At 36.7% G+C, this 26,353-nt stretch carries 19 protein-coding genes; 13 read left to right on the top strand and 6 right to left on the bottom strand.

Annotated features, from left to right (window positions below):
- Positions 1-241 precede the first annotated feature (241 nt).
- From IPM47_13435 to yajC, 3 genes are all read right to left on the bottom strand, one after another.
- The gene (locus IPM47_13435) at positions 242-838 is read right to left on the bottom strand and encodes a dephospho-CoA kinase (GenBank protein QQS27873.1); all 597 of its coding nucleotides are present in this window, start codon (positions 836-838) and stop codon (positions 242-244) included.
- Between the two features lie 51 nt (positions 839-889).
- Entirely contained in the window at positions 890-1,822 is a 933-nt protein-coding gene (locus IPM47_13430; GenBank protein ID QQS27872.1) for a hypothetical protein, read from the bottom strand.
- Between the two features lie 100 nt (positions 1,823-1,922).
- A complete protein-coding gene (gene yajC, locus IPM47_13425; GenBank protein QQS27871.1) occupies positions 1,923-2,291 on the bottom strand; it encodes a preprotein translocase subunit YajC in 369 nt (122 codons plus the stop codon).
- A 1,037-nt stretch (positions 2,292-3,328) separates the two neighbouring features.
- Between yajC and IPM47_13420 the strand changes: the two genes are divergently transcribed.
- Positions 3,329-3,769, top strand: a complete 441-nt coding sequence (locus IPM47_13420) for a VOC family protein (GenBank protein QQS27870.1) — start codon at positions 3,329-3,331, stop codon at positions 3,767-3,769.
- Positions 3,770-4,175: 406 nt separating this feature from the next.
- On the top strand, positions 4,176-6,665 hold the full coding sequence (locus IPM47_13415) for a gliding motility-associated C-terminal domain-containing protein (GenBank protein QQS27869.1): 2,490 nt from the start codon (positions 4,176-4,178) through the stop codon (positions 6,663-6,665).
- 99 nt (positions 6,666-6,764) lie between these two features.
- On the opposite strand, the gene IPM47_13410 is transcribed toward IPM47_13415, so the two are convergent.
- Positions 6,765-7,202, bottom strand: a complete 438-nt coding sequence (locus IPM47_13410) for a hypothetical protein (protein QQS27868.1) — start codon at positions 7,200-7,202, stop codon at positions 6,765-6,767.
- Positions 7,203-7,760: 558 nt separating this feature from the next.
- Here IPM47_13410 and IPM47_13405 point away from each other — a divergent pair.
- The 7 genes from IPM47_13405 to IPM47_13375 all read left to right on the top strand — a co-directional run bounded on the left by IPM47_13405 (position 7,761) and on the right by IPM47_13375 (position 18,186).
- Positions 7,761-11,906 carry a T9SS type A sorting domain-containing protein gene (locus tag IPM47_13405; protein QQS27867.1) on the top strand — a complete coding sequence of 1,382 codons (4,146 nt, stop codon included), beginning with the start codon at positions 7,761-7,763 and terminating at the stop codon, positions 11,904-11,906.
- Between the two features lie 155 nt (positions 11,907-12,061).
- On the top strand, positions 12,062-14,566 hold the full coding sequence (gene gyrA / locus IPM47_13400; GenBank protein QQS27866.1) for a DNA gyrase subunit A: 2,505 nt from the start codon (positions 12,062-12,064) through the stop codon (positions 14,564-14,566).
- 119 nt (positions 14,567-14,685) lie between these two features.
- Entirely contained in the window at positions 14,686-15,918 is a 1,233-nt protein-coding gene (locus IPM47_13395) for a hypothetical protein (GenBank protein QQS27865.1), read from the top strand.
- A 190-nt stretch (positions 15,919-16,108) separates the two neighbouring features.
- Complete coding sequence (locus IPM47_13390) at positions 16,109-16,528, top strand: hypothetical protein (GenBank protein ID QQS27864.1); 420 nt, start codon at positions 16,109-16,111, stop codon at positions 16,526-16,528.
- A gap of 40 nt (positions 16,529-16,568) precedes the next feature.
- Positions 16,569-16,832: a hypothetical protein gene (locus IPM47_13385; GenBank protein ID QQS27863.1), complete on the top strand. Its 264-nt coding sequence runs from the start codon at positions 16,569-16,571 to the stop codon at positions 16,830-16,832.
- Positions 16,826-17,737 (top strand): IS1634 family transposase, encoded by a 912-nt coding sequence (locus IPM47_13380; GenBank protein ID QQS27862.1) that lies wholly within the window; start codon positions 16,826-16,828, stop codon positions 17,735-17,737. Before IPM47_13385 ends, IPM47_13380 begins: the two co-directional genes overlap by 7 nt.
- A 104-nt stretch (positions 17,738-17,841) precedes the next feature.
- Positions 17,842-18,186 carry a hypothetical protein gene (locus IPM47_13375; protein ID QQS27861.1) on the top strand — a complete coding sequence of 115 codons (345 nt, stop codon included), beginning with the start codon at positions 17,842-17,844 and terminating at the stop codon, positions 18,184-18,186.
- A 222-nt stretch (positions 18,187-18,408) separates the two neighbouring features.
- Here IPM47_13375 and IPM47_13370 read toward each other — a convergent pair whose 3' ends face one another.
- Positions 18,409-20,622 (bottom strand): alkaline phosphatase D family protein, encoded by a 2,214-nt coding sequence (locus IPM47_13370; protein ID QQS27860.1) that lies wholly within the window; start codon positions 20,620-20,622, stop codon positions 18,409-18,411.
- A gap of 96 nt (positions 20,623-20,718) precedes the next feature.
- The gene (locus IPM47_13365) at positions 20,719-21,681 is read right to left on the bottom strand and encodes a hypothetical protein (protein ID QQS27859.1); all 963 of its coding nucleotides are present in this window, start codon (positions 21,679-21,681) and stop codon (positions 20,719-20,721) included.
- Between the two features lie 245 nt (positions 21,682-21,926).
- On the opposite strand from IPM47_13365, the gene IPM47_13360 reads away from it, so the two are divergent.
- Genes IPM47_13360 through IPM47_13345 form a run of 4 tightly spaced genes read left to right on the top strand, consistent with a single transcriptional unit; the run spans position 21,927 to position 26,317 of the window.
- Positions 21,927-22,847, top strand: coding sequence for an ATP-binding cassette domain-containing protein (locus IPM47_13360; GenBank protein ID QQS27858.1), 921 nt, complete (start codon positions 21,927-21,929; stop codon positions 22,845-22,847).
- 20 nt (positions 22,848-22,867) lie between these two features.
- On the top strand, positions 22,868-23,593 hold the full coding sequence (locus IPM47_13355; protein ID QQS27857.1) for an ABC transporter permease subunit: 726 nt from the start codon (positions 22,868-22,870) through the stop codon (positions 23,591-23,593).
- Positions 23,594-23,628: 35 nt separating this feature from the next.
- Positions 23,629-24,741, top strand: a complete 1,113-nt coding sequence (locus IPM47_13350) for a site-2 protease family protein (protein ID QQS27856.1) — start codon at positions 23,629-23,631, stop codon at positions 24,739-24,741.
- A gap of 49 nt (positions 24,742-24,790) precedes the next feature.
- Entirely contained in the window at positions 24,791-26,317 is a 1,527-nt protein-coding gene (locus IPM47_13345) for a Gldg family protein (protein ID QQS27855.1), read from the top strand.
- The last annotated feature ends 36 nt before the right edge of the window (positions 26,318-26,353 follow it).

Genomic DNA, 26,353 nt, shown 5'->3' with positions numbered 1-26,353 from the left:
CGTCTAAATAAAAAACAATAATGATGTTAAAAAAGATGCCGGAGTTTTAAAAAAAAAGCTTAAGTTTGCATTGCCGAAAGATTACTTCAGCAATTCCAAATATTAGGTAAACATATTCATGTAATCTGTGGCATCTTTTAAAGATCCGGTTTTTACTTTTTTTGATGTAAAAACCGGATTTTTTTGTAGTATAGGGTTTTGTTTTGCTTATTGTAATTTATAGGGTTTGATTCTTCTAAAATTACCTGTTTTCAGCATCAATCAGAAGTTGTTTGTGAATATCTAAGACTTGAGGAATAAGCAACAACCTGCCGTCATTATTTACCAAAAAATCGGAACGCGAAATTTTATAGGCATCCGGCAATTGTTTGGCTATTCTGGCTTTTATTTCTTCGGTTGTCGAACCATCTCGTTTTTGTACTCTTTTTATTCTAACATATTCCGATGCATATACCATAATAATTTTATCCATTTCTTTAAAGGAACCACTTTCAAATAAGAGCGCAGACTCTTTCAACACATAAGGTGTTTTTTGATTTTTAACCCATTTCTCACTGTGTTTCATCACAGCAGGATGTACCACTTTTTCCAAGGCCTCCAAAGCTGATTTATCCGAAAAAACAATAGCCGCTAATTGTCTGCGGTTTAAGCTATTGTCTTCCGAATAAATATCGTTTCCAAACAACTTTTTAATTTTTTTTATCAGCATTTTGTCTTGTTGCATAAGAATCTTTGCTGCTTCATCTGCATTATAAACCGGAACCCTCAGCAAAGCAAACAACTTACAGACTGTGGTTTTTCCACTTCCAATTCCACCGGTAATACCTACGCTGAGCATGACAATAGTTTTTGTTTGACAATTAAATGTCTAAAAAAGAAGTCGCACTTATTATTTAGGCTTGCCAACTATTATAAATTCAGCATATTTAGGACTAAAACGAACATTTCGCACACTGATCGGCTTTTCGGCAAGCCGCAATGGAACACTTGTATCCGACACAAAATTTACTTCTTCAAAATCGGCAATCATTTTAAAATAGTACGATTCAATTTGATCAAATTCGCTTATACCGACCTGAAACACTACTGTTGCTTCAGATGGATACATAAATACGGTTTGATGTGGGGGCAAATTAACCCTTTCTATTGGAATGAGCAATGTTTTTTCTGTAAATTCTTCCACTTTTATCTCATATTCAACCGCGTTTGTGCTAATTGTAACTGAAGATAGTGCAGGGGTTTGCAGCTTAATATTACCCTTATAGTTTTGATTGATATCGCGATACTTAAATAACTCAGATGGCCAGTTTGTTAAAGTGTCAATTAATGAAGTGGGACCGGAGACTAATATAGTATCCGGTGCTGCACTGACTAATTTCAAGTCAAACGCATTATTTGTTGTAATGTCATATTGCAGTTTTACCGGAACTAACTTTTCAGATTTTTGCTCAAAAATAAAGTATATGGTGTCAGGTCTGATCTCTCTGATTTCTAATTGAGATAACTGTATCGAGAACTGATGCACTAAATTGGCAGTATTCACTTTATTGTTCAACAACCTGCTATGATCTATCTGCACACCTTTGCCTGAAAGGTAAAATTGCCAAATCAGGTTAGTTCCTTTGCTTTTAACGTATAAAAACAATTCTTCTGGCAACGGCTTGGATAACACCTTATCGTCAGGCAGGTTGATATAGGTTACAGGCACAGCCACCTCAATATTGTAGGTCTGAGACAGGGAAATAAACACCCAGATTATGCAGGATGCAAGCATTGAAGCTAACAAAATATAGCGGTCACCCGAACTTATTAATTTTTCCATGCTGATAAATTGGGATGATATCAGTGGTTATGACTCATTTATAAGCCGGTCAAAAAGACCTGCTTTTTATTTAAATGAAAATTGCCTTTATACCTCCAAATTATTCTTGTTCAGGCTTTTCTTTTTCTTCTGTGGTAGTGGTAGTTGACTTGCCTGAATTTAGCAACTTAGTATATTCATGTGAAATTGCTGTTTTTTCAACTCGCACTTTTGTATTAACATCTATTGCCAAAAGTACTGAAGTGTCATCAGCTTTTAAGATTTTACCGTGAATTCCTCCTATAGTTACTACTTTATCACCCTTTTGAAGTCCTTCCATAAAAGTCCGCGCCTCTTTTGCTTTTTTACTTTGTGGACGTATCATAAAAAAGTACATAATTATAAAAACTCCGGCAATCAAAAATAAATGAGAGGATGGATTAGGGGAGCCGTCTGGGCTTGACAATATCAAAGTTAATAAGCTAATCATAAAAAGCTAACGATTTGTTTAGTGAATATTGCCACAAAACTAAGTAAAAAAAACTTAGCAGGTGTATGAAAGCACTTTACATTATTAGAGTTCATTTTAGCTTAAACTGTTTTCAAACAAAAGAAAAAACATCATTAACAAGAAGAAAAATGAAATAAGAAATGACCTGTTTCTTGTTTTAAAAAAGGAAAATGGAATAAGAAACAGAGCATTTCCAACTTCTTTTATTAGAATTGAAGAAAGAAACGGGGCATTTCCAATTTTAAAATTCAAGAATGAAGTAAGAAACAGGGCATTTCCAACTTTAAAATTCAACAATGAAATAAGAAACCGCCCATTTCTTATTTCAAAAAATCAAATTGGAATAAGAAACAGGGCATTTCTTACTTCAAAAGTTTTAAATGGAGTAAGAAACACACCAAAACCAGTTTCAAAAATGAATGGAAAGGCAATTTTTTTATTTTTTAAGTCCGGTAAATTCACATGAATTTCAACTTATCTACTAAAGTTTCGTCCTTTATCAAACAAAAATGCCATCTTTTCCAAGATAAATACCTTTAAACTTGGGAAGTCCGCCTTATTTTTTTGCATTTAATACTAAATTTCTGGACAAAATTGGCTTTAGGAGGATTAATTTGTTATTTATAACGGCCTACTGATATGAATGTGGTTATAGTAGAATAAGAAAAACTTGTTTCATTCAATTAGGCATACTAATTGTTTAACTATTTCACAAGTTAAACTAAACCTGCTCTTTTCAGCTTGAAGCGTTATGATTGAGTATATACCTTAAATGATGCTGAATGCAGTCAGTGCTTTAAGATTTCCAAAATGAATATGGCAGCAAAATACAAAGTTTTGCAGCATAAAAATTTTTTGCAAAAAATATTAGTTAAAGTAGTTCAAAATTCAGCTAAAGTATTTAGCTTTGCAACAGCTTAGCGATAAGATTTTTTGCAACCCATTCCTTTTTAAATTTTAATTAGTTTCAAAGCTTCAATCAGGCACATTTTTTAATTCACATAAATCAATTTAACATGACAACAGTAAACGTTTATCTAACCTTTCACAATAATTGTGAAGAGGCTTTTGAATTTTACAAATCCGTATTTGGAGGGGAATTTTCTTATATAGGTCGTTTCAAAGATATGCCACCACAAGAGGGTTCAGAACCAATGACCGAAGAAATGGGAAACAAAATTATGCATGTGTCATTACAAATCAGCAAAGAAACCTGCATAATGGGAAGTGATACCGGAGGAGAATGGGCAACTTCTTTCAAACAAGGCAACAATTTTTCTCTTTCAATCAATACCGATTCAAAAGCCAACGCTGATCGTTTTTTTAATGAACTTTCTGCAGGTGGACAAGTAACAATGCCTATGGCTGATACATTTTGGGGTGATTATTTTGGGATGTTTACAGATAGATTTGGAATTAACTGGATGATCAGTTTTAATGCTCAACATGCAGGATGATAAAAAATAGCTTTTAAAAAATTCTTTAAAAGGCAAGCAAACTTCTGTCAGTTAAAACTTTCTATTTTTTATACTGCCAAATAAATTAGACAATGTTCACGGAATATTGTTAGTTACCAAACTCTATTTAACAGATTCGGTAATTTTGAAAAGGAGCACCTGTACAAGGTTGCTCCTTTTTTGTTTAAAAATATTACAGCACTAAATTTTGCTTTTAAATATTAAACAATGTGTTGAATTAAAATTCGATAAGCATTTCTTAGTAAAGAGTAAACCGTTTTAAAATGTCGGACGAGTACCTTTTAATGCATTATACCTGTAAAATGTCAAAGTATTTAATCACTATGGTTATTTTTGCAGCATCCTAATCTAACTGTTCTTTAACGCCTCTTAAAAGTCATACTAAATGAAATATATTTACCTGATATTTTTGTTTTTGGCTTCTATATCCGGTTTCGCTCAAACCGGTAATGACGATTGTGCAAATGCTACCGATTTTGGTACTTTAACTCCATTTATTCCAGCTTGCTTACTTGGAAGTACTTCAACTGCCTTGGGCGAATTGCCATATATTAATCAGGGATATTGTTTTGGAGGAACTGATGCACCATCTCCGGCTGCCGATGTATGGTTTACATTTACCGCCGTAGGTAACTTATTGGACATTGTCTTAGATAGTGACTTTGACACTTCTATGGTTGCTCTGTATCAAAACACTTGTGATGGTTTAATTGGATTAAAGTGCATAGTTAATGAGAGTGGCGGTTATATAAACACCTCATTTTCACCAGTTTCTGTTGGTATTACCTATTATATTCAGATTAGTGGCGGTAACATTTCAGATACCGGGAATTATTCATTGTGTATCAATAGCTATCAGACATTTGAAGCAATTTGTATCATTGACCAAACCATAACCGTAGATCCTCCTCCATATCTCGGCACTTATGAAGCCGGTCAAACTGTTCAGATTTGTCTATTAGTTGGTGGATATCAGGAAAACTCGGCAGATTGGTTTGATGGCTTAGTTCCGGTTTTTGGCTCAGCATGGGATCTAACCACACTTACTCCTGTTTCACCGGCAAGTTGCGACGGTCAGGGAACTTGGGATTGGTATGATAGTGTTCAGGGAACTTCTACTTATGCACAAACTAATGTAGGAGCTGTGGGACCGGGATTTTTTTACGATCGCAACAATGACGGAAATCCCGGAAATGATTTTGGTGATTACAGTTCCGGAAATGCCTGTAACTGGGAATTTTGCATGACTATTACGACTAAAGCTGCCTGTCCCCCCGGAGTAGATGGTGAAGACTTGAGTATAGAATTTTTTAATTATTCAGATTCAGAAGCAGGCAGTTGGAACGCATCTTCAAGCCCTTGTCCCAATGATCCGAATTTTACCTTTAAAGCCTTGCTTTCATGTTGTACAATTCCTGAAATTATCGGTGTTTCTCCCACTTGCAATGATCCTCTGACCGGCAGCGTTACAGTTATCGGTGGAGGACAGCCGCCTTTTTTCTATGAATGGAGTACCGGTTTTTCTGAAACTGCCATTGGCGGCTCTACGGTAACAGGACTGCCGATAGGTTTTTACAATGTAACCGTTACAGATGCTAATGATTGTGAAAAAATCATTTCCTATCTTTTAGCCAATTCAGAAATTCCATACTTTTCATTGTCCTATTCTGTGCCAAGTACTTGTAATCCGGGCAACGGGTTAGCTGTTTTGATGGCTTCCGGCACAATTCCACCTTATACTTTTACTTTGACAACTCCATCAGGGACGACTATAACACAAACTGAAACAGAATTCACCAACCTCGCTCCGGGCGCATATAATGCTATTGTGGTTGATGGTGGTGGTTGTTTTAATGAACTCAATTTTGTGATAACCGGACTACCTCCTTTGGTTACACAAATAGATAATATCGTACCGGGATTATGTGCAGGAGATTCAATGGGTAGTATCAGTTTGTCTGCTACCGGTGGTTTTCCTCCATATACTTTTAGTATAGACGGTGGGACTTTTCAAACAAATGGGAATTTTAACGGTTTAACAGAGGGCGTGCACAATATTTTGGTTACTGATGTAAGCGGATGTGCTACAACTACAGAAGCGGTTATTCCGGCAATAGTTCCGGTTATTTCAGATGCTCAAATAACAACGGACATTTTATGTTTTGGGGGGAATGAAGGTGCTTTTACCATTTCAGCAACCGGAGGTACGGGAACTTATACGTATTCTACTGATGATGGTCAAACATTTTTAAACGAAAATACGGTTTCAGGACTTGAAGCCGGAAGCTATAATTATTTGGTTCAGGATTCTAATGGTTGTTTATCTGCTTCTAACTCAATAGCGATATCACAACCGGACTTACTTACGATTGCACTTCCGGAAGATACAGAAATTAATGAAGGCAGTTTTGTCATAGTTCAGCCTCAAATAATCAGCGGAGAAGCTGCTACATATTCCTGGTTTCCCTCAACAGGTTTGGATTGCGATAATTGTCCTCAGGTTAAAGCATCACCAACCAATACAACAACTTATACTGTAGTAGTAGCCAACTCAAACGGATGCAGTACTCAAGATAGCATCAGTATCTCGGTATTAAAAGGAGGAGCAATTATAATCCCAAATGCATTTTCTCCCAATGGTGATGGGGTCAATGATGTTTTCAGAGTTGCTGGAAGAAATATCACACAAGTTTCTGTTGTAGTTTATAACAGATGGGGGCAGGAAATATTTGCTTCAAAGGATTTGAATATTGGATGGAATGGCATGTATAAAGATACCCAAGCCGAATTGGGTGTATATGCCTACATCGTGGAAGCAGTTTATACCAATGGGGACATTGTAATTAAAAAAGGAAATTTAACCCTGATTAGGTAGAAATAAAGGCAACGGGTGAACTATCAATACGGTGGTTTCAGAAAACAAAAATCTTTAAATTAAGCGCACTATTTTTCTCTACCTTGGGGATTTTCTGTTTTAAATTTCAATTCTGCGCCATTTTTGGGGTTTATTCATACCTCCCTGTGAACCGGAAGGGTCGAGTATTTGAACAATATCGTTCGATAAAAACTCTATGTATATATCAACATATTCTGTGTGACTGACTTTATTGTTTTGGTCAACTGCTTTGATTAAATCTTTGCCAATATAACGCTTGTTTTCTTTGGTATCAGCAACGAGTTCTTTCCATTTAACATCACCAGCTTCAAACCCTAATTCCACCAAATTTCCCGATACGTGATGAAGTTTTCCTTCTAAAAAATCGCCCGTTCGTTCAACTTTAATAACAGTACCTGATGATTCATCATCGAATCGCTCCCATGTTCCGATTATTTTATCTTTATTTTTATTGCAACTGCTCGCACTTATAATAGTGAAAAGCATTAAAATAAATAGTAGGGGTGATTTATTCATAAGATAATAAAATTTTGGATTAAAGTTCAATTAACGTGCCGATTCACCTCTGTTTAGCTTAAAAACAGTTTCGTTCATAATTCTTTACAATTCTGTGATAATTTTAGGCAGACTTTTTTTTGCAAACCTGCTTTAATCACAAAAATAGCTATTTTGATTGTCTAAAAACAGCATCAAAAATTGTTTGTCAGAAATCTTTTGATTAGCGCTAATTAATATTCAAGAATTTTAAAAAAAAGGCTTAATCGTGGTAAATTGATAAGGGTAGAAAAAGTTCGAGCGAAATGTTAATTTATTACAAATTGATGGAGAAGAAATTTTGATTCTATGCAATAATTTTAATTAGAACTATTTTGAAGCAACTAATTTAGTTTTTAACAATTTAAGAGCTTAACTCCTGATAATCAATAACTTAGATTAATTGATAGTCTTGATAGCTTTGTACAACCCTTAAAAATTGTATTTTGAAATTACTGAAGTAAGATTTAAATTTGTGGAGGGGAATTCTTGCCTCTGGAAAATAATAAAACAACTCTTAACTTTCTAAATAACGCTACTATGATTTACTTATACAAAAACAACCGGTTTTTAGCTCTGATGGCTATTTTAATCGTTGTGGTCCTATTTCTGCCCCAAACTTCTAAGGGGCAAAATACAAGTTGCATTAATCCTGCACAAATCAATTTAAACAATGGATGTCCTACAGTTTTTGCACCTGTTTGTGGCTGTAATGGTATAACTTATGCCAATAGCTGTGAGGCTCAGAGTTATGGCGGAGTTACTACATGGTCTCCTAACGCTTGCAACACTTGTAATGTTTCGGTTTCTGCTACCGTTGATCCGGCATATTGCAATACAGCATCAGGAGGAATTTGTTTGTATGTAACCGGATTTGTAGGCAATTTTTCTTTCACCTGGCAGGGTGGGGGAGCTTCTGGTTCTGGAACGGGTGGCAGTGCTACCGGTACTGTCAGTTCACTTCCGGTTTGTATCAGTAATCTCGGAGCCGGATTTTATACCTTTACTATCGTATTTCCGGGCAATTCAGCAAATGCTTCTTGCACTAAAACCGTTACTGTTTATGTTCCTTCCGGAGTAAATCCTGCCATGTCAACACTTTCTGCTCAATTGACCATTCAACAACCAACCTGTGGAAATAATAACGGTAGTGTTTGTGGAGATGTATTTGGAGGAGAAGCCCCTTACACCGTTTCTTTTGGAAATTTGGCCGCCATTACTTTTTATCAAAATGACAATGCGCCCGATTTTTGTTTTAATAATCTTGGTGCAGGAACTTATATGCTCAATATCACCGATGGCAATGGATGTACCTATCAGCAAACGGTAACCTTGGGAGGCAATAATAATTTACAGGCATGGGTGAATGTTACTTATCCAAATTGCACTTCAGGTTCGGCTTGTGTACAGGTTATAGGCGGGTTGGCTCCTTATACATATACCTGGTACAATTCTAATGGAACACAAGTACTTCCGGTTGCAGGCACATCCGGCAATTGTATTTCAAATCTGCCTGCAGGAAGCTATTATGTTATAATTACTGACAGTCAGGGTTGCAACATCACGAAAGTGTTTACTATAGCACCACTATCCCTTTCCCTTCAATACTCTGTGGAACAAGTCGGTTGTAACACATTTAACGTATGTGCTTGGGTGAATATGACAAGCAGTGCTACCAATACAGTTAGTTTTACCTGGACAAATGCAAATGGCAATATTATTCAGGGTACTACTTTTGTCGGAAATGCTTCAATTGGAAGTTGTATCAATCAGGTTGGCCCTGGAGTTTATACTGTTACTGCTGCTAACTCAATGGGGTGTACAGTGTCACAAACAATCATAGTTCAAGGCTCATCCGGCAGTTCAATTAGTTTAACACAGGCTTTAGATTATCCGGATTGTGGAGGAAATCCATCAGGCTGTATCACTGCTGCCGGTGGATTACCGCCTTATAACTGGACTTTCTTTGCTGGTTGCATGCCTGCATATCCACCAAATATTGGGGCAATTACATTGCCTGTGGTAAATAACTTGTTTTGGCCATTGCCTACCATGCCACCCATCAGTTTAAATTCAACTGTTTGTAGTTCAAATATCCCCCCCGGATCTTATACAGCGCTCGTTCAGGATGCAGCAGGTTGTTATGCTATTACTTGTATTACTGTTAATCCCAACCCGGGATTATCAGTTCTGTTGAACATCACTCAACCAACTTGTGGCACTGTACTCGGAAATGTTTGTGGCGATATTATTGGAGGTAGTCCGCCTTATACTGTAACCTGGAGCGGAACTCAACCGGTAGTAAATAGTACTCCTAACTCAAATTATGACTTTTGTATTAATATGATACCTGCCGGTGCTTATACTCTTACTATCACTGATTCCAATAACTGTACTTATTCTCAAACCGTACTCTTATCTGCAACCGGTAGCAATACTGCATTATCTGCAAATATTACAAATGTGAGTTGTAATGGTGGAAATAATGGTGCAATTAACCTGATTGCATCGAATACAATAGGAACTCTTTGTAACTTTTTATGGAGTGGCCCTAATGGGTTCACTGCAACAACCCAAAACATCGGGAACTTAACTGCCGGAGTCTATACTGTTGCAGTTACCTGTGTAAATTGCACACAAACAGCTTCCTACACAGTAACACAACCCACCCCCCTCAACATCAATGTTTTAACATCTCAAGGTGGATGTACAGCAACAACAGCTGCAAGCAGTGCCTGTGCTACAATCACAGGAGGAACTGCCCCTTACACTTTGACATGGCTGACCGCTAATGGTACACCAGCAACAAATACCAGTACTCCTAATAATTGTGTGGGCGGTTTAACTCCCGGATCCTATATGGCAGTGGTAACAGATGCAAATGGATGTTCTGCATCAACATCTTTTACCATCCAACCTTCCGGAGGTCTTGGATTGCAAGTTCAGTTAACTCAACCCGGATGTAACGCAGTAGTAAACGCCTGCGCATTAGTTACCGGAGGATTGCCACCATTTACCTATACCTGGTACAATACCTGGGGTACTGCGCCATTGCAGTTGCCTGCTAGTACTATTACCGGAAATTGCGTTTCCATCAGCACTTCAGGAACTTATATGGTGGTAGTAACTGCTGCCAATGGTTGTTCAGCTTCTGCCACATTCAACGTGAATACCGGCAATTCCATGAATGTAAATGTATTATTGTCGCAAACAACCTGTACCGGAAATGCAACAGCGTGTGCAACTGTTTCCGGAGGAACAGGACCGTTTACTTATGTTTGGAGCACTGCTAACGGAACAGTTTTACCTCCAAGTACCAATAGTTTAAATTGTATCACCAACCTGACTTCAGGTGTATATATGGTAGTTGTAACAAGTGCAAATAATTGTACTGCTTCTGCAACTTTCACGGTAAACACTAATTCTTCTTTAACCGTTACAACATTTAATTCCACAAATAGTGGTTTTGTTTGTGCTCAGGCTACCGGTGGAACAGCTCCATATACATTTACATGGTTTAATCCGGCAGGAGCCCCACTACCCGGAACAGGAGGATTAGTTGGCAATTGTCTTTATACAGCTCTACTTCCTCCCGGAACTTATACGGTTGTAGTAACCGATTCCAATGGATGTCAGGCGAATACTACAGTCTTAGTAAATTCACCGAATACTGATCCAAGTAGCATTGTTTTGAATATCAGTACAATTAATGCATCTTGCGGGTTAAACAACGGAAGTGCCACTGCTACTGCAACAGGTGGTGTTCCTCCTTATAGTTATGCGTGGAGCAATGGCTCAACTGGTAATAGTATCAGTGGATTAGCGCCCGGGGCCTATACAGTTACAGTAACCGGTGCCAATGGTGCACAAACTTCACAAACCTTTGTCATCAATGCAACTTCAGAGTTAATTCTACAAATCAGTGCTAATAATCTTGGCACCACTCCTTCGAGCGCTCTGTCCAATAATGTTGTCCAATATTTAATAACTCCAATAGGAGGAACTGCTCCTTATACTTATGTATGGACTACAACAGGTCTTGCATTTGTTTATAACAACAATACTACCGGTGGTCTATCTGTTTTTACTATTGGCAGTGCTTCTTTTTCAATCACAGTAACCGATGCCAACGGATGTCAGGCAACCGGAGAAGTTTCAACTGCTAATAACAATAGTCTGGCAATTATTGCCTATACCGTAAGTTCGGCAACAGCAGCAGGTATTGCAGATGGAGCTATTGACATTACAGTATCTGGAGGAACCGGCCCATATACTTATCTCTGGAACAATGGAAGTACGACACAGGATGTTACAGGTCTTGCTTCCGGCTGGTATATGGTTTTAGTAACCGATTCAGAAGGAAACAGCATCGTAGGCTGGTATTGGGTGGGTATTGGCAGCAGCAATGGTGGCGGTGCTAAACCCGAAACTTTCCAATGGAAAGTTTTTCCCAATCCTGCTTCAAACAACGTAGAAATAATGTTGAATGACGATTTTAGCGAAACGCTGACACTGGACATTTACGATTACACCGGTAAATTGATGAACACTTATTTTATTAACAATTCAACAGGAAGTTTAACAATTAACCTTGATGAAGATTTCTATCCATCAGGACTTTATGTACTTATGCTTAGAAATCCTTTAGGAGAAATTCAAACCAAAAAGTTGATGGTGGTAAAATAGGCAGATTTTTAAACTATTTAATATAAAGTTACTATTGGTCAGAACGGCTGCTTCTAAATATAAGCAGCCGTTTTGTTTTTTTATGAGATAGAAAAACCCTTAAGAAGCCTGAAACTTCGTATATTTGCCTCAAAATATAAGAGGCGAAATATTATATGGCAAACGACGAACGAATACTGCAAATCAATATTGAGGAAGAAATGAAAACGGCTTACATTGATTATTCAATGTCAGTTATTGTTTCAAGAGCGTTACCCGATGTAAGGGATGGCTTAAAACCGGTTCAGAGAAGGGTTATCTATGGGATGGACACGTTAGGTTTAAGTGCAGGCAGACCTTATAAAAAATCGGCAAGAATTGTAGGAGAGGTGCTTGGTAAATATCACCCGCATGGTGATAGTTCTGTGTATGAAGCTACTGTAAGAATGGCTCAAGATTGGTCTTTGCGATATCCTATGGTAGATGGGCAGGGCAATTTTGGTTCTATGGATGGTGATTCTGCTGCTGCTATGCGTTACACAGAAGCAAGATTAGCCAGAATAGCAGGAGAGTTAGTCGCAGAATTAGACAGGGAAACAGTAACCTTTCAGCCAAATTTTGACGAAAGCGAGAGAGAACCGACTGTAATGCCTTCTCGCATTCCAAATTTGCTGATAAATGGTGCTTCCGGTATTGCTGTAGGTATGGCTACCAATATGATGCCTCATAATTTAATCGAAGTTATAAATGGGATCGTAGCTTATATAGATAACCCGGAAATTACGATTAGTCAACTTTCAAATTACATTATAGCGCCTGATTTTCCGACAGGTGGAATTATTTATGGATATGACGGAGTAAGGAGAGCTTTTGAAACTGGAAGGGGTAGGGTAGTGGTAAGAGGAAGAGCTACCATTGAATCTATTCAGGGAGGAAATCGGGAAAGAATTGTTGTTACTGAAATACCATTTCAGGTAAACAAAGCCTTGTTAGTTCAAAAAGTTGCAGATCTGGTCAATGAAAAACGTATTGAAGGTATTTCTGAAATCCGTGACGAATCAGACAGAAAAGGGATGAGTATCATTTTTGAACTCAAAAGAGATGCAAATCCTAATGTCGTACTTAATCAGCTTTACAATTATACACCGCTTCAATCTTCATTCGGTGTAAATAATGTTTGTTTGGTTGCAGGTCGGCCAAGATTACTGAACCTCAAGGAATTGATTTCACATTTTGTAGATTTCAGACATGAGATTGTCGTAAAAAGAACGGAGTTTGACCTTAAAAAAGCTGAAGCCCGTGCCCATATCCTGGAAGGATTATTAAAAGCTTTAGATCATTTAGATGAAATAATATCTCTAATTCGAGCTTCACAAACACCTGAAGAAGCAAAAGTAGGACTAATCAGCCAGTTTAGTTTTTCTGATATTCAGGCACAGGAAATTCTGAACATGAGATTGCAGCGATTGACCGGTTTAGAAAGGGACAAACTTAAAAAAGAATATGCAGAATTGATTGAAAAAATAGAATACTTCAAAGAAGTGTTAAGTAATGAAGCTTTGAGAATGTCTATTATTAAAGAAGAATTAATAGAGGTTAGAGATAAGTATGGGGATAAAAGACGCACAGAAGTTGTATATGCCGACAGCGATATTTCTTTGGAAGATATCATTGAAAGACAGCAGGTTGTAGTTGCTATTTCTCATCTCGGTTACATCAAACGTACAAGTCTTGACGAATATAGAGAACAAAACAGAGGTGGTCGTGGATCCAGAGGAGGAGCAACAAGAGATGAAGATTTCATCGAGCATGTTTTTATAGGTTCTACTCACGATTATTTGTTGGTCTTTACTCAAGAAGGGAAATGTTATTGGTTAAAAGTTTACCAAATACCCGAAGGCAGTAAGATATCAAAAGGCCGACCAATTCAAAACTTGATCAATCTTCCTGCTTCTGATAAAGCAGTAGCCTATCTGACAGTAAATGACCTGAATGATTCTGAAAAACTCAACAGTCATTATATCATTTTTTGTACAAAAAAAGGAACTGTAAAGAAAACAGTTTTAGAAGCGTTTTCCAGACCAAGACAAAATGGTATTATTGCAATTAATATTAATGAAAATGACTCGTTGATGGATGTTAAACTGACTAATGGAAACTCTGACATAATTATTGGGTCAAAATCGGGTAGGGCAGTCCGCTTTCCTGAAACTAAAGTCAATCCAATGGGAAGAACAGCAACTGGAGTGAGAGGAATTACCTTGTCAGACAATGATGACGATGAAGTAGTCGGAATTGTTTGTTCTGATAAATCTTCAAATTCTAACACTACTATTCTTACAGTATCTGAAAAAGGTTATGGAAAACGTTCTTTGGTTGATGAGTATCGTTTGACCAACAGGGGTGGAAAAGGGGTGATAACGATGAATATCACCGACAAAACCGGACATCTTATAGCTATCAAAGAAATTCAGGATAACGATGGGTTGATGATTATCAATAAATCAGGAATAACCATCAGAATGAGTGTTGATAATATTTCAATTCAGGGCAGAAACACACAAGGTGTCAGATTGATTAATCTGAGTGAAGGGGACAATATCGCCGGAGTAGCAAAAATAGGTTACACTCCCAACGAAAATGAAGAAAACAATACTAATACAAACGAAACAACAGACTAATTAATAGGAATTGACTACTTGCTTAAACAAAAGAACGGTAATTTTAAACATTACCCTAATTGTCTTAGTCAAAATCCGTGCATCATTATTGCAAAACTAAAATAAATTCTTTTCAAAGTATGAAAAACATCTTGTTTCTAATCGTGTGCATCGTTGCAACACAATTCATGTTTGCACAAAGTAAAAATATGAACACGGCCCGCAATCACTTAAATAACTACCTTAATTACGACAAAGCAGAAGGAAAAACTGCATCTTTAGAAAAAGCTCAAACAGCAATTGATGCAGCAGTTGAAGAAATAAAAGCGATGCAAAGTGCTAATGACCCCAAATTAAAACCAAAAACCAGTGCCAAAGTCTATTCTTATAAAGCACAAATTTATTCTGAATTAGCTGCTGTTCCAAATTACCAACAGGCAGATCAGGCTTCATCTCAAGCGGTTGAGGCTGCCCGTTTGGCAATTGAAGCCGATAAAACAGAATCCACCATTACTAATATAAAAGTGCTCGAAGATGCTCGTATTAAATCATTTAATGCAGGAGTACAAGGCTACGAAAACAATGATTTTCTAATGGCATATAATAGTTTTTCTAAGGCCTCTGAAATAGCAGAAATTCTTTCAAAAAATGGTCTTGGAGGCATTGATTCATCCTCTATAGCCATGAGCGCTTTTTCTGCACAAAATGCCGGTAAAAGTGAAGAAGCCATTGCTATTTACGAGCGATTGATTTCAATGAATTACAATGATGTTCAGATTTACCAACAGTTAGCTTCTTTATATCTCGCTAAAGGAAATGATGCCAAAGCTGCTGAAATTATTGATGCAGGAAAAGCCCGTTATCCGGCAAGCAAAGATTTTCTGATTGCTGAAATCAATACATTGTTGAAAGCAGGCAAACAACAGGAAGCTATTGCTAAAATGGAGGAGGCAGCAGCTTTGTTTCCTGATAATCCAAGTTTATACTTTGCATTAGGCAGTACTTATGAAGGCTTAACAGGACCAGGAATGAGGGAGAAAGCAGAAAGTTACTATACCAAAGCATTAAACATCAAACCGGATTTCTTTGATGCCTTATATAATATGGGTGCATTGTTTTACAACGAAGCTGCTGATAAAATCAAACAAGCCAATGAACTCGACCTTAGCAAACAAAAAGAATACGATAAATTAAGCAACGAAGCTAAAGGTCTTTTCAACAAAGCACTGCCTTATTTTGATAAAGCTTTGGCTGTAGAAGCTAATGATTTAAATACACTGATTGCTTTAAAAGAAATTCATGCTAATTTAGGAGACATGAAAAAATCTAACGAATATAAAGCCAGATACGATGCTATTAAAAGCAATCAATAGTCTTTAAGAAATATTTATTCCCAAACAAAAAAGCCACTATTTTTCGATAGTGGCTTTTTCCTGACTTTGACAGTTAAATGAGATAACCCGTTAATAATCAATGATAATAAGAAATAAAAAACCGCAATTGTAGTGGCAACTTTTTTTTCTTAGGCTATTGTTTTTAAGACAATATGCTTACATTTGCGGTATGTTTGTAAAAGCCACTAAATCTAAAAACCATACGTATATTCAGTTAGTGGAATCTTTTCGTGAAGGAAAGACTACCAAGCACAAGGTAATTGCCAACTTTGGTCGCCTTGACCAGTTGCGTGATTCAGGATTCCTACTATCAGTTGGGCAGAAATTGCTGTCATTGAATAACACGCCTTGCATTGGGGCAGAGAATTTGCAGGAAACTGCACGCTTCTGTTATGGTCATTTGGTCTATAAAAAAGTATGGGAGCAACTTGGCATCGGAGAAATTATCAAAAAATGTGCTAAGGGAACAAGGATAAAGTTCGATATAGAAGAGGTGATTTTCTATTGTGTGCTTCATCGTCTGTTGAAAAGCAAATCAAAACATCAAGCATTTAAAGATCAGAAATTGTTTTATGGGCAGGAAACATAATTGGGTTGCAAGAAATTTACCAGAAGTTTAGATTTTTTGTGTGATAAAAAAGCAGGCAATTGAGACACAACTGTTTTACCATAAAAAAGGCGTTTATGCTAAGCCCATCGAAGTTGCTTTTTATGATGTAACGAATTATCACTTTGAGACAAACAGAGCAGATGCTTTACGCGAATTTGGGTTTAGCAAAGCTGGAAAGTTTAATGAAGTACAAGTGGTGATGGGCTTATTTATAGATAGCACAGGCAGACCGATAGGCTACGATCTTTTTCCGGTAATACTTTTGATGGTCAGACGATGGTAGATGCGCTGAAAATGTTAGAAAAACAGTTTAATATAAGAAAAGTCATTGTAGTAGCCGACAAAGGTCTCAACTCGAAAGAAAATTTTCATTTAATACGTCAAGCGGGTTATGACTACATTGTTAGTGCCCGCTTAAAATCGATGCCCCAAAAGTTGGTACAAAAGATTTTGGCAACCAATGATATGGAGACAAAGACTGTGTGCGAGGATACGGGTGAAGTAACATTTAGCTGGAAAGTGTTGGATTACGAAACAACCTACAGCGATGCCAATAAAAAGAAACAAAAATTGCAAGATAAACTCCTAATTACTTGGAGTGCCAAAAGGGCAGCCAAAGACGCAAGAGACAGGGAAAGACAAATACAAAAAGCAAAAGTCAAATTAGACAACGGAGCGGACTTGCAAAACAAAAAGGGGGCTAACCGATTCCTGAAAATGGCGGAGAGTACCAATACAAAAGCTGCTGAAATAGACCAAGAACGAATAGATGAAGATGCAAAATGGGATGGTTACTACGGCATACAGTATAGTAAAATGGATATGACGAACGAAGAAGTCTTGGCAAACTACCATCAATTATGGAAAATAGAAGAAAGTTTCCGGGTATTGAAGACCACCCTATCCACTCGACCAATTTTTCATTGGACACCCAAAAGGATAAAAGGACATTTCATGACCTGTTTTTTAGCATTCATGCTCGAACGGACGGTGGAACTAACCCTAAAGTTTGCAAACATCAACTTAAGTCCATGCAGTATTAAAGAAGAACTCAATCAAATGCAATTGTCTGAACTAACAATTGATGATAAAAAGTACTTGCTGAAAGGTGCTGACACAGCATTAACCAACAAAATCCTTTCGGCATTTCGTATCCCTCCGTTCAAAGACTTAGCTCCAGCGAACTAAATAACCCGTTTTGTAGTGGCAACTATGCCATTTTTAGGAAACTTAACTCGCTGATTATCAATGGTTTGTGAAATTTAACTGTCAAAGTCAGGACAGGACCAGGAATGAGGGAGAAAGCAGAAAGTTACTATACCAAAGCATTAAACATCAAACCGGATTTCTTTGATGCCTTATATAATATGGGTGCATTGTTTTACAACGAAGCTGCTGATAAAATCAAACAAGCCAATGAACTCGACCTTAGCAAACAAAAAGAATACGATAAATTAAGCAACGAAGCTAAAGGTCTTTTCAACAAAGCACTGCCTTATTTTGATAAAGCTTTGGCTGTAGAAGCTAATGATTTAAATACACTGATTGCTTTAAAAGAAATTCATGCTAATTTAGGAGACATGAAAAAATCTAACGAATATAAAGCCAGATACGATGCTATTAAAAGCAATCAATAGTCTTTAAGAAATATTTATTCCCAAACAAAAAAGCCACTATTTTTCGATAGTGGCTTTTTTGTTTAAAGACAAATAGGTGTGAATTAAAAAACCTCCACAATTCTACTTAACATAATGTGAATTATAAGAAAAAAGTGGTTGTCACAAATTTCGCTTTATGAATTGACCTTGCACATTGCTCTTGCACAGGAAATTTAAAAGATTTCATCCTGTTTAAAACCGTTATCTAATCCAAAAAATTCCTATTTGTTTGGCATTGCTTTTCCAAAGTTCGAAATCATCTACATTAATCACTCCATCCAAATTACAGTCGCCTTGTAGATAACCGTTACCGGTATCTGTTGCATTGTTGTAAATATTAAAATCGTGGACATTGATAACCCCGTCATTATTACAATCTCCTGAATATATTGCAAACAAATTGGTTGCAATCTCAACTTGTTGGCCTATGCCGAAGGATTGCTCATTCGATTGAGTAAAATCAAAAAAAGTTTGACTTGGCAGGTTAACTGTGGTTGAACTCATTACTCCCAAATGGTTGCGAGCTTTAACAACAATATAATAGTTTCCCGGTGACGCTTTTGGAAATAACAATGGTGCAGGACATCCGCCCCAGTTTGCACCTGAAATAAACCCGTCATTCATCAAAATGGCCGCCACAGAATCTACAATTTCATAAGTATTTGGATCTCTTAATTCTACAACTACCCAATCTACAGCCTCCGGAGGCATGATGTTAAGAAGTTCATTACCCGAGTGAAAAGGTGTTATATTTGTAAAAGGCTGATTGGGTGGAATCAAAAAATTACTTTGCAAATCAGTTCGCATTAATCCGGTTAAAGGGTCGAAAGCTCCTTGCAAAGCAACTTTGATGACAGCAGAAACTACAGTCTTAGGATTTAAGGGCGCTTGAACTGCTGTTGGAATATTACTCTCTGAACTACCGCTACCTAACCTAAGATGGCGTTCTCCTGAATTGGTATAGTACGTTTTTTCTAGTGTTTGTCCGGTATTTGGCGAAGTTATTGTTGGAACAAAATACCATTCGCATTGGGTTCTTGATGTGGTTATATCTAATATGTTATACCCATGCCGGTCAACATCCACCCACTTTACATGAGGATTTAAGAGCCGGATTAAGGTCTCCCCTACTGAAAAAGGAATTCCCGCTGATGATGCACCTGATACAACAAATTCTACACCATAAGAATTAGCTCCGGTTGAGGCATTGTATCCACTTCTTGGCAAGTCGTTCGCCCATGAAGAATGAATGTCTCCGGTTAAAACAACAAGGTTTGGAATACTGTTATTTATAACATGATTCAAAATGTGTGAGCGTTGGTATTGATAACCATCCCATTGATCTGTATTTAAAACAAGCCCAAAAACTACTAAAGGAGCAACCATTACTTGTTGAGCCATGATTTTCCATTGAGTTCCTTCGTTGCTTAAAGCGTTAGTTAACCAATTTAATTGGGTCGTACTGACCATTTTACGAGTAGAACTGTTCAGATTGCCGGTAATTGAAGGTTGTTCGTCCCGTCCTTCGAGTCGTGTATCCAACATAATTAAATCTGCCAGGTTTCCAAATGAAAACTTCCTAAATATTACTCCGGGATTATCAATACTTTCTCGTATTGGCTGCCATTCAAAAGAAGCCTGAACTCCTGCTGCTTTTCGTACAAACCAATCCCCTTCTGAACTCGAGTCGTGATTTTCAGCACCTCCATACCATGAATTATTGGCAGTTTCATGATCATCCCATATAACAATTATAGGATGTTGCTGGCGCATTTTCCTCAAATTGATTTCAGTATGATATTGTGCATAACGAGTTCTGTAGTCTGAAAGAGTAATCAATTCATAAGGCGGATCATGAGGATTAATCCCACCTGTTGGATAATTAGATGTATTGCCGTATTCATAAATATAATCTCCCAAATGCAACACTGCATCAATATCATTTCGCTCTGCTATTCGTCCGTAAACGTTATAAATACCATCAGTCAATCGAGCACATGATACAATTGCCAGTCGAGCATTATTTACATCACCAACAGGAAGTGTTTTAGTACGGCCGGTCAAAGAAAATTTTCCTAAACCAAAAAATCGGTAATAGTAATAAGTGTTAGGCTCAAGTCTGTCAACATCAACTTTTACGGTGAAATCTTTGGAATCGTCAGTTAATACTGAGCCGCAATTTACAATGCTGTTAAAACTTGTATCCGTTGCTATTTGCCAATGCACTAATGTACTTTCAGTTACATTGGAAATACGGGTCCAAATAATTACCCTGTCATCCAAAGGATCACCCGAGGCTACGCCATGGTAAAATGGTGCTAAAGTTTCGTCGAAAACAATTTGAGCTTTAGAAACTTCAGAGCTTAACAAAAAAACTGTTAAAATGATAAAACACTTGCCAAAAATCAAACGCATAGTTTAATATTATCGTAGAAAATAGTTTTGCAAAAATACGAAATCAGTTCGTTAAAACATAGGTCTTGAGGAACACAGCTTATAGTCAAAAAACTATCAGCTAATATACATCAGCAAAATCATGCCTGCAATAAATCCGCCAATAAGAAACAAAGCCAGGTTTCGTTCAATAAATTGCAAGTTTTCGACATCAGCATGTTTGTTGCTTTTTAAAAAATTTGCAGAAAGAATTATTTCTAAAACAACTGCTGCAATGACTGTATATGCTAAAAGATAAATCTTATCCATCAATACCATATATCCAACTTCAGGTAGTGCGTCTGAATAAGATTGCTGCAAAAAAACAGCAGTTAATAATCCACCAATTGGCAATGATATTCTTGCATCAACATAACTTTTAGAAGGGAATATGACCAAACCTCCAATACTTGACAACAAAACAATCAACAAAGGCAGCATAAGTTTAAGAAGAAAATATGAAATTGGACGAGTAATGCCGACCTCTATTACTGCATTACTGTAGTTTCTTTGCCCAATGTCAGAATTTCCAAAATCCGTCAAATAACTATGGGTTTTATTTACAATTTTGCAACCTTGAACATTCCAACCCGGCAAATCAAGTAGTGATCTAATTCTCGAAATATTGTCTTCGTCTGGCAAATAAACTATGGAATCAACTGGATAATCGGTGTTTTCGATTTGAATATCGAATAAATGCCGGTCAATGGGGAATCTCTCCATTTGAAATGGATGGTAAAATCGCCCTTCAACCCTCATGCCATTATATTGATAACCATTTGCTAATAAAGTGGCTGTATCAGAAAAAAGAGTAAAAGTGGTGCTCCATTTTTCAATCAAATTAACAAATTCAATGCTTGTCGGGTCAATATCTCCTTTCCATTTAAACCATAAATATAAATCAGCATAAAATGAATGAGCATCTGCATTGATATCGTAAAGGTTCATTAAATAAACCCCTACATAAACTTTCTGTGGTTTTATATCTGTTTGATAATCGCTTTTTGATGAAATGTAATTGAACTGTAAAATGCTTATCATCAAAACTGCGAATTTCCAAAAATTAAGATGACACATAAACTACATCTATTTGGCTGCAAAATACAAATTATAAAGGCTCAAATTATTAATCAAGTAACATTAACCTAACAAAAACTATTTTTTTACTAGACTTAAAAAATGGTTTTCTGTTTTAAGCGCTTGACTTTTCATAGTAACTTAATACCTTTGCAACTCAAAATTGATGAAACTGTATTGATTTTGATTGTTTTAAATTTTTGATAAACATGAACATACGAGTAAATAACTTAACCAAGCGTTACGGTTCACAAAAGGCTGTGGATAATATTTCATTTGAGGTGAGAAGTGGTGAAATTTTGGGCTTTTTAGGACCAAACGGAGCCGGTAAAACTACCACTATGAAAATCATTACTTGTTTTATGGCTCCAAGTGAGGGTGATGTGTTAATGGGGGACTATTCTATTTTGTCAGATGCCAATTATTTAAAAAAGAGAATTGGTTATTTGCCCGAAAACAACCCGCTTTATTTAGATATGCCTGTTATTGAATACTTAGCTTTTTCAGCAGCAATTCAAGGGGTTTCTAAAGATAAAGTAAAAGGACGCATCCGGGAAATGGTCAGACTTTGCGGATTAGACAAAGAAAAACATAAAAACATAGGCGAACTTTCAAAAGGTTATCGTCAGAGAGTTGGGCTAGCTCAAGCCATGATTCACAATCCCGATGTATTAATATTAGATGAACCGACTACAGGGTTAGATCCAAACCAAATAGTTGAGATCCGCGAATTGATAAAAGAGTTGGGGAAAGAAAAAACTGTAATTTTCAGTACACATATTTTACCTGAAGTGGAAGCAACTTGTAATAGAGTAATCATTATAAACGATGGCAAAATCGTTGCTGATGGAGCTCCTGATGAGTTACGTAAACAGGCAAGCGGTGCAGAAGTCAGTCGCTTGAAAATAGAAGATGGTAGCCCTGACGATATATTAGGTAAAATCAAGAGTCTCGATACTGTTGTTTTAGTTGACTTCAACGGGCAAAGCTATTTGGTTGAAAGTAAAAAAGGAGAATCTTCCCGACGTCAGATTTTTAATTTATGTGTCGAAAACAATTGGGTGCTTACTGAAATGTCGCCAATTGAAAGAGATTTGGAAGAGGTTTTCAGAAATGTAACAATGGGATAAACTACACAAACAAATCTATTATGAACAAAATATTAATCATAGCTAAAAGAGAATTAAGCACTTTTTTTGACTCGCTGATTGCCTATATATTACTGGTTGTTTTTTTAGGGTTTAGTGGATTTTTTACCTGGCTTTATGGTTCAGATGTGTTTCTATCTGGCCAGGCAAGTATTCAACCCTTTTTTTCAATTGCGTATTGGACCTTGTTTTTCTTTATACCGGCACTTACTATGAAAATGTTTGCAGAAGAACGCAACACCGGTACTATTGAATTATTACTAACAAAGGCTGTCTCGGACTGGGATGTCATATTCGGAAAGTTTTTTGCCTGCCTTGCTTTAGTCGGAATTGCTATTGCTTTTAGTTTACCATGGTATCTTACAGTTTGGTGGTTAGGACCTGTAGATCATGGTGCAGTTTGGTGTGGCTATTTGGGTTTATTGCTGATGAGTTGTACTTACATAGGAATAGGATTGTTTGCAAGCAGTATTACAAATAGTCAAATAGTTGCTTTTTTGCTTTCATTATTGATTGGAGTATTTTTTCTTATAATTTTTCAGGTTTTGGCAAATAGTGTAACCGGTTTACTTTCTTCTGTTTTTGATTACATGAGTATTTCCAACCATTTCGAATCAATAAGCAGAGGAGTCTTAGACAGCAAAAATATTTTTTATTTTCTTTCTATTACTGCTGTTTGTTTAATTGCAACCGAGGCCATATTATCTCGCAGGAAGATTATGGAATAACTATTACAGTTTTTTATACAAGCTCAACTTAAAGTATGGGAGGCTCTTTAAACATCGGTAAACTTGCTGGAATCAAAATTCTTGTTCATTGGACATTCCTGATACTGATAGCCTATATTGTTTTCAATGGCTTTTCTGCAGGCAACAATATTACAGAAATTACTTTTCACATATTGTTAGTATTGGCTGTTTTCGCTTGTGTAGTTTTACATGAACTTGGTCATGCTTTGGCTGCCAGACGTTATGGAATTGGAACCAAAGATATTACGCTCTTGCCAATCGGAGGGGTTGCATCATTAGAATCAATACCTGAAAAACCGCAACAAGAATTAATTGTTGCAATCGCCGGACCTTTAGTTAATGTTGTAATAGCATTAGTCCTCAGTTTTATTGCTTTTATTTTTATAGACCAAACCGGATTATCTCCGGAAAACATTGAAGAAACTTTGATTCACCCTAACATAAATACATTTATTGTCAGTTTAATCATGGTGAATATCATGTTGGTTCTTTTTAATGCTATTCCTGCATTTCCAATGGATGGAGGGCGGGTGTTACGTTCCTTACTTGCAATGACAATGGATCGCGTTAAAGCCACAAGTATTGCTGCAAAAATAGGTCAGTTTATTGCCATTTTGTTCGTTTTAGGTGGGTTGTTTTATGTAAAAAATCCTTTCCTGATTTTGATTGGTGTGTTTGTTTTTTTAGGAGCCGCAGCTGAAGCACAATCTGTAACCACAGGTTCAATTTTAACCGGCTTTAAAGTTAGGGATGTTATCCGCTCAAAATTTACCATTTTAAAATCTACTGATACATTAAAAAATGCAGTTGATGAGTTACTTGCAGGTTCTGACCAAGATTTTTTAGTATCAGAGAACAACACTATTTCAGGAATTTTAAAAAGAAAGGATTTAATTAAAGCCTTGTCAGAGAATGACAACAATACTCCAATAGCAGGTTTTATAAACAGCAATCTCCCTGTATTAAAACCGGACGATGATATCAAAGGCATCTATTCTATGATGCAGCAGAACGGTTTTTCATTATTGCCTGTACTTAACGATGATGGCAATTTGATTGGCGTATTAGATATAGAAAATCTTACCGAATTTGTGATGATTCGTACTGCGATCATTTCTCAAGCATAAATTTAAAAACATACATAATTTAGTTTAAACCACCTAATCAATACTAATTATGCTGACTAAAAGCGCTGTTCAGTTAAGAATTGTTCTTGTACTGGCTATAATTATTTTACTGAACATTTTATTTAGCAGGTTTTTTGTTCGCCTAGATTTTACAGGCGACAAAAGATATACTCTCAGTAAAGCCACAAAGAATATTCTAAAAGAATTAGAGGAACCAATCACAATTACCGCATATTTTTCTGAAAATCTTCCCCCACAGATAGAAAAAGTACGCAAAGATTTTCAGGATTTATTAATCGAATATTCAAATCGTTCGGGTGGTAAAGTTGTATATCAGTTTGAAAACCCTAACCAAAGCCAGGAAAAAGAAATGGAAGTTGCCCAACAAGGTATTCAACCACAAGTTGTTACGGTTCGTGAAAGCGATCAGGTAAAACAACAGCGTGTATACTTGGGTGCAAAATTACAGTATGGTGAAAATGATGCTTCCGATATAATTCCAGTCATTCAGCCGGGTGCTGCTATGGAATATGCCCTTTCTACTTCCATCAAAAAACTTTCGGCTACTAATAAACCTTATTTAGGTTTTGTAACAGGACATGGCGAAACCTCTGTTCGGGCTTTGCAACAAGCAATGCAATCTTTGAATGTGCTATACAATGTCGAACAGGTTAACTTAACAGATACTACCCAATATGAAAAATATAAAGGGCTTGTGATTGTTGCTCCAACAGATTCTTTCTCTAATGCTCAACTTTCGCAACTTGATAATTTTTTAGGAAGTGGAAAGGGTATTTTAGTCGTATTAAATCGTGTAGCGGTTGATTTGCAATCCGGTCAAGCGACTTCCATTAATACCGGATTGGAAAGTTGGTTGTCAGATAAAGGAATAAGAATCAACGAAGATTTAGTGATAGACCAAAAATGCGGCAATATCACCCTTCAACAACAACAAGGATTCTTTGTCTTTAATCAACAAGTCCCACTACCCTATCTTCCGCGTTTCGACAAATTTAATGAACATCCTGTTACCCGCGGGCTTGAATTAGTTTTAATGCCTTTTGTAAGTTCAATCAATTACGATGCAAAAAATCCAACATTAAAATTTACCTCACTATTAAATTCTTCAGCAAATTCAGGAACAGAGACAACACCAGTTACGATAGATGTCCAAAAAAATATTGCCAGCTATGATTTTTATACCAAAAACTTAAGTGTTGCCTGTGCTTTGGAAGGAGAAATATCAGGTGGGGTTTCTTCAAAATTGGTCGTTTTTACAGATGCAGATTTTGTAATAAACGGAGAAGGTGAACGCGCTCAACAACAACAACCGGATAATATCAACTTGTTTGTCAATGGTATAGACTGGCTTGCAGATGATACAGGGTTAAACGAATTGAGAACAAAAGCCGTAACATCACGCCCGATAAAACGAGAATTATCAAAAGGTGAAACTCAAACTATTAAAATTGCCATTTTTCTGCTTCCAATTATTTTGGTGATTTTTTATGGGCTTATTCGTTCCCGAATTAGAAAAGCCAATAAACGAAAATGGGAAATTGAAAGATATGGATAATCTAACTCACGTTGATTTTTTAGAAACTAAAAACGC

It is taken from the genome of Sphingobacteriales bacterium (genome assembly GCA_016700115.1).
In the GTDB taxonomy this organism is placed as follows: Bacteria; Bacteroidota; Bacteroidia; order Chitinophagales; family UBA2359; genus UBA2359.
Note: the sequence above shows the minus strand (reverse complement) of the source record. Positions and strands in the feature narration are given on the sequence as shown.

Excerpts from the sequence above, each read along its gene's own strand:
- IPM47_13435 (QQS27873.1), bottom strand. The coding sequence starts at position 838 with ATGCTCAGCGTAGGTATTACCGGTGGAATTGGAAGTGGAAAAACCACA.
- IPM47_13430 (QQS27872.1), bottom strand. The coding sequence starts at position 1,822 with ATGGAAAAATTAATAAGTTCGGGTGACCGCTATATTTTGTTAGCTTCA.
- yajC (QQS27871.1), bottom strand. The coding sequence starts at position 2,291 with ATGATTAGCTTATTAACTTTGATATTGTCAAGCCCAGACGGCTCCCCT.
- IPM47_13420 (QQS27870.1), top strand. The coding sequence starts at position 3,329 with ATGACAACAGTAAACGTTTATCTAACCTTTCACAATAATTGTGAAGAG.
- IPM47_13415 (QQS27869.1), top strand. The coding sequence starts at position 4,176 with ATGAAATATATTTACCTGATATTTTTGTTTTTGGCTTCTATATCCGGT.
- IPM47_13410 (QQS27868.1), bottom strand. The coding sequence starts at position 7,202 with ATGAATAAATCACCCCTACTATTTATTTTAATGCTTTTCACTATTATA.
- IPM47_13405 (QQS27867.1), top strand. The coding sequence starts at position 7,761 with ATGATTTACTTATACAAAAACAACCGGTTTTTAGCTCTGATGGCTATT.
- gyrA (QQS27866.1), top strand. The coding sequence starts at position 12,062 with ATGGCAAACGACGAACGAATACTGCAAATCAATATTGAGGAAGAAATG.
- IPM47_13395 (QQS27865.1), top strand. The coding sequence starts at position 14,686 with ATGAAAAACATCTTGTTTCTAATCGTGTGCATCGTTGCAACACAATTC.
- IPM47_13390 (QQS27864.1), top strand. The coding sequence starts at position 16,109 with ATGTTTGTAAAAGCCACTAAATCTAAAAACCATACGTATATTCAGTTA.
- IPM47_13380 (QQS27862.1), top strand. The coding sequence starts at position 16,826 with ATGGTAGATGCGCTGAAAATGTTAGAAAAACAGTTTAATATAAGAAAA.
- IPM47_13375 (QQS27861.1), top strand. The coding sequence starts at position 17,842 with ATGAGGGAGAAAGCAGAAAGTTACTATACCAAAGCATTAAACATCAAA.
- IPM47_13370 (QQS27860.1), bottom strand. The coding sequence starts at position 20,622 with ATGCGTTTGATTTTTGGCAAGTGTTTTATCATTTTAACAGTTTTTTTG.
- IPM47_13365 (QQS27859.1), bottom strand. The coding sequence starts at position 21,681 with ATGATAAGCATTTTACAGTTCAATTACATTTCATCAAAAAGCGATTAT.
- IPM47_13360 (QQS27858.1), top strand. The coding sequence starts at position 21,927 with ATGAACATACGAGTAAATAACTTAACCAAGCGTTACGGTTCACAAAAG.
- IPM47_13355 (QQS27857.1), top strand. The coding sequence starts at position 22,868 with ATGAACAAAATATTAATCATAGCTAAAAGAGAATTAAGCACTTTTTTT.
- IPM47_13350 (QQS27856.1), top strand. The coding sequence starts at position 23,629 with ATGGGAGGCTCTTTAAACATCGGTAAACTTGCTGGAATCAAAATTCTT.
- IPM47_13345 (QQS27855.1), top strand. The coding sequence starts at position 24,791 with ATGCTGACTAAAAGCGCTGTTCAGTTAAGAATTGTTCTTGTACTGGCT.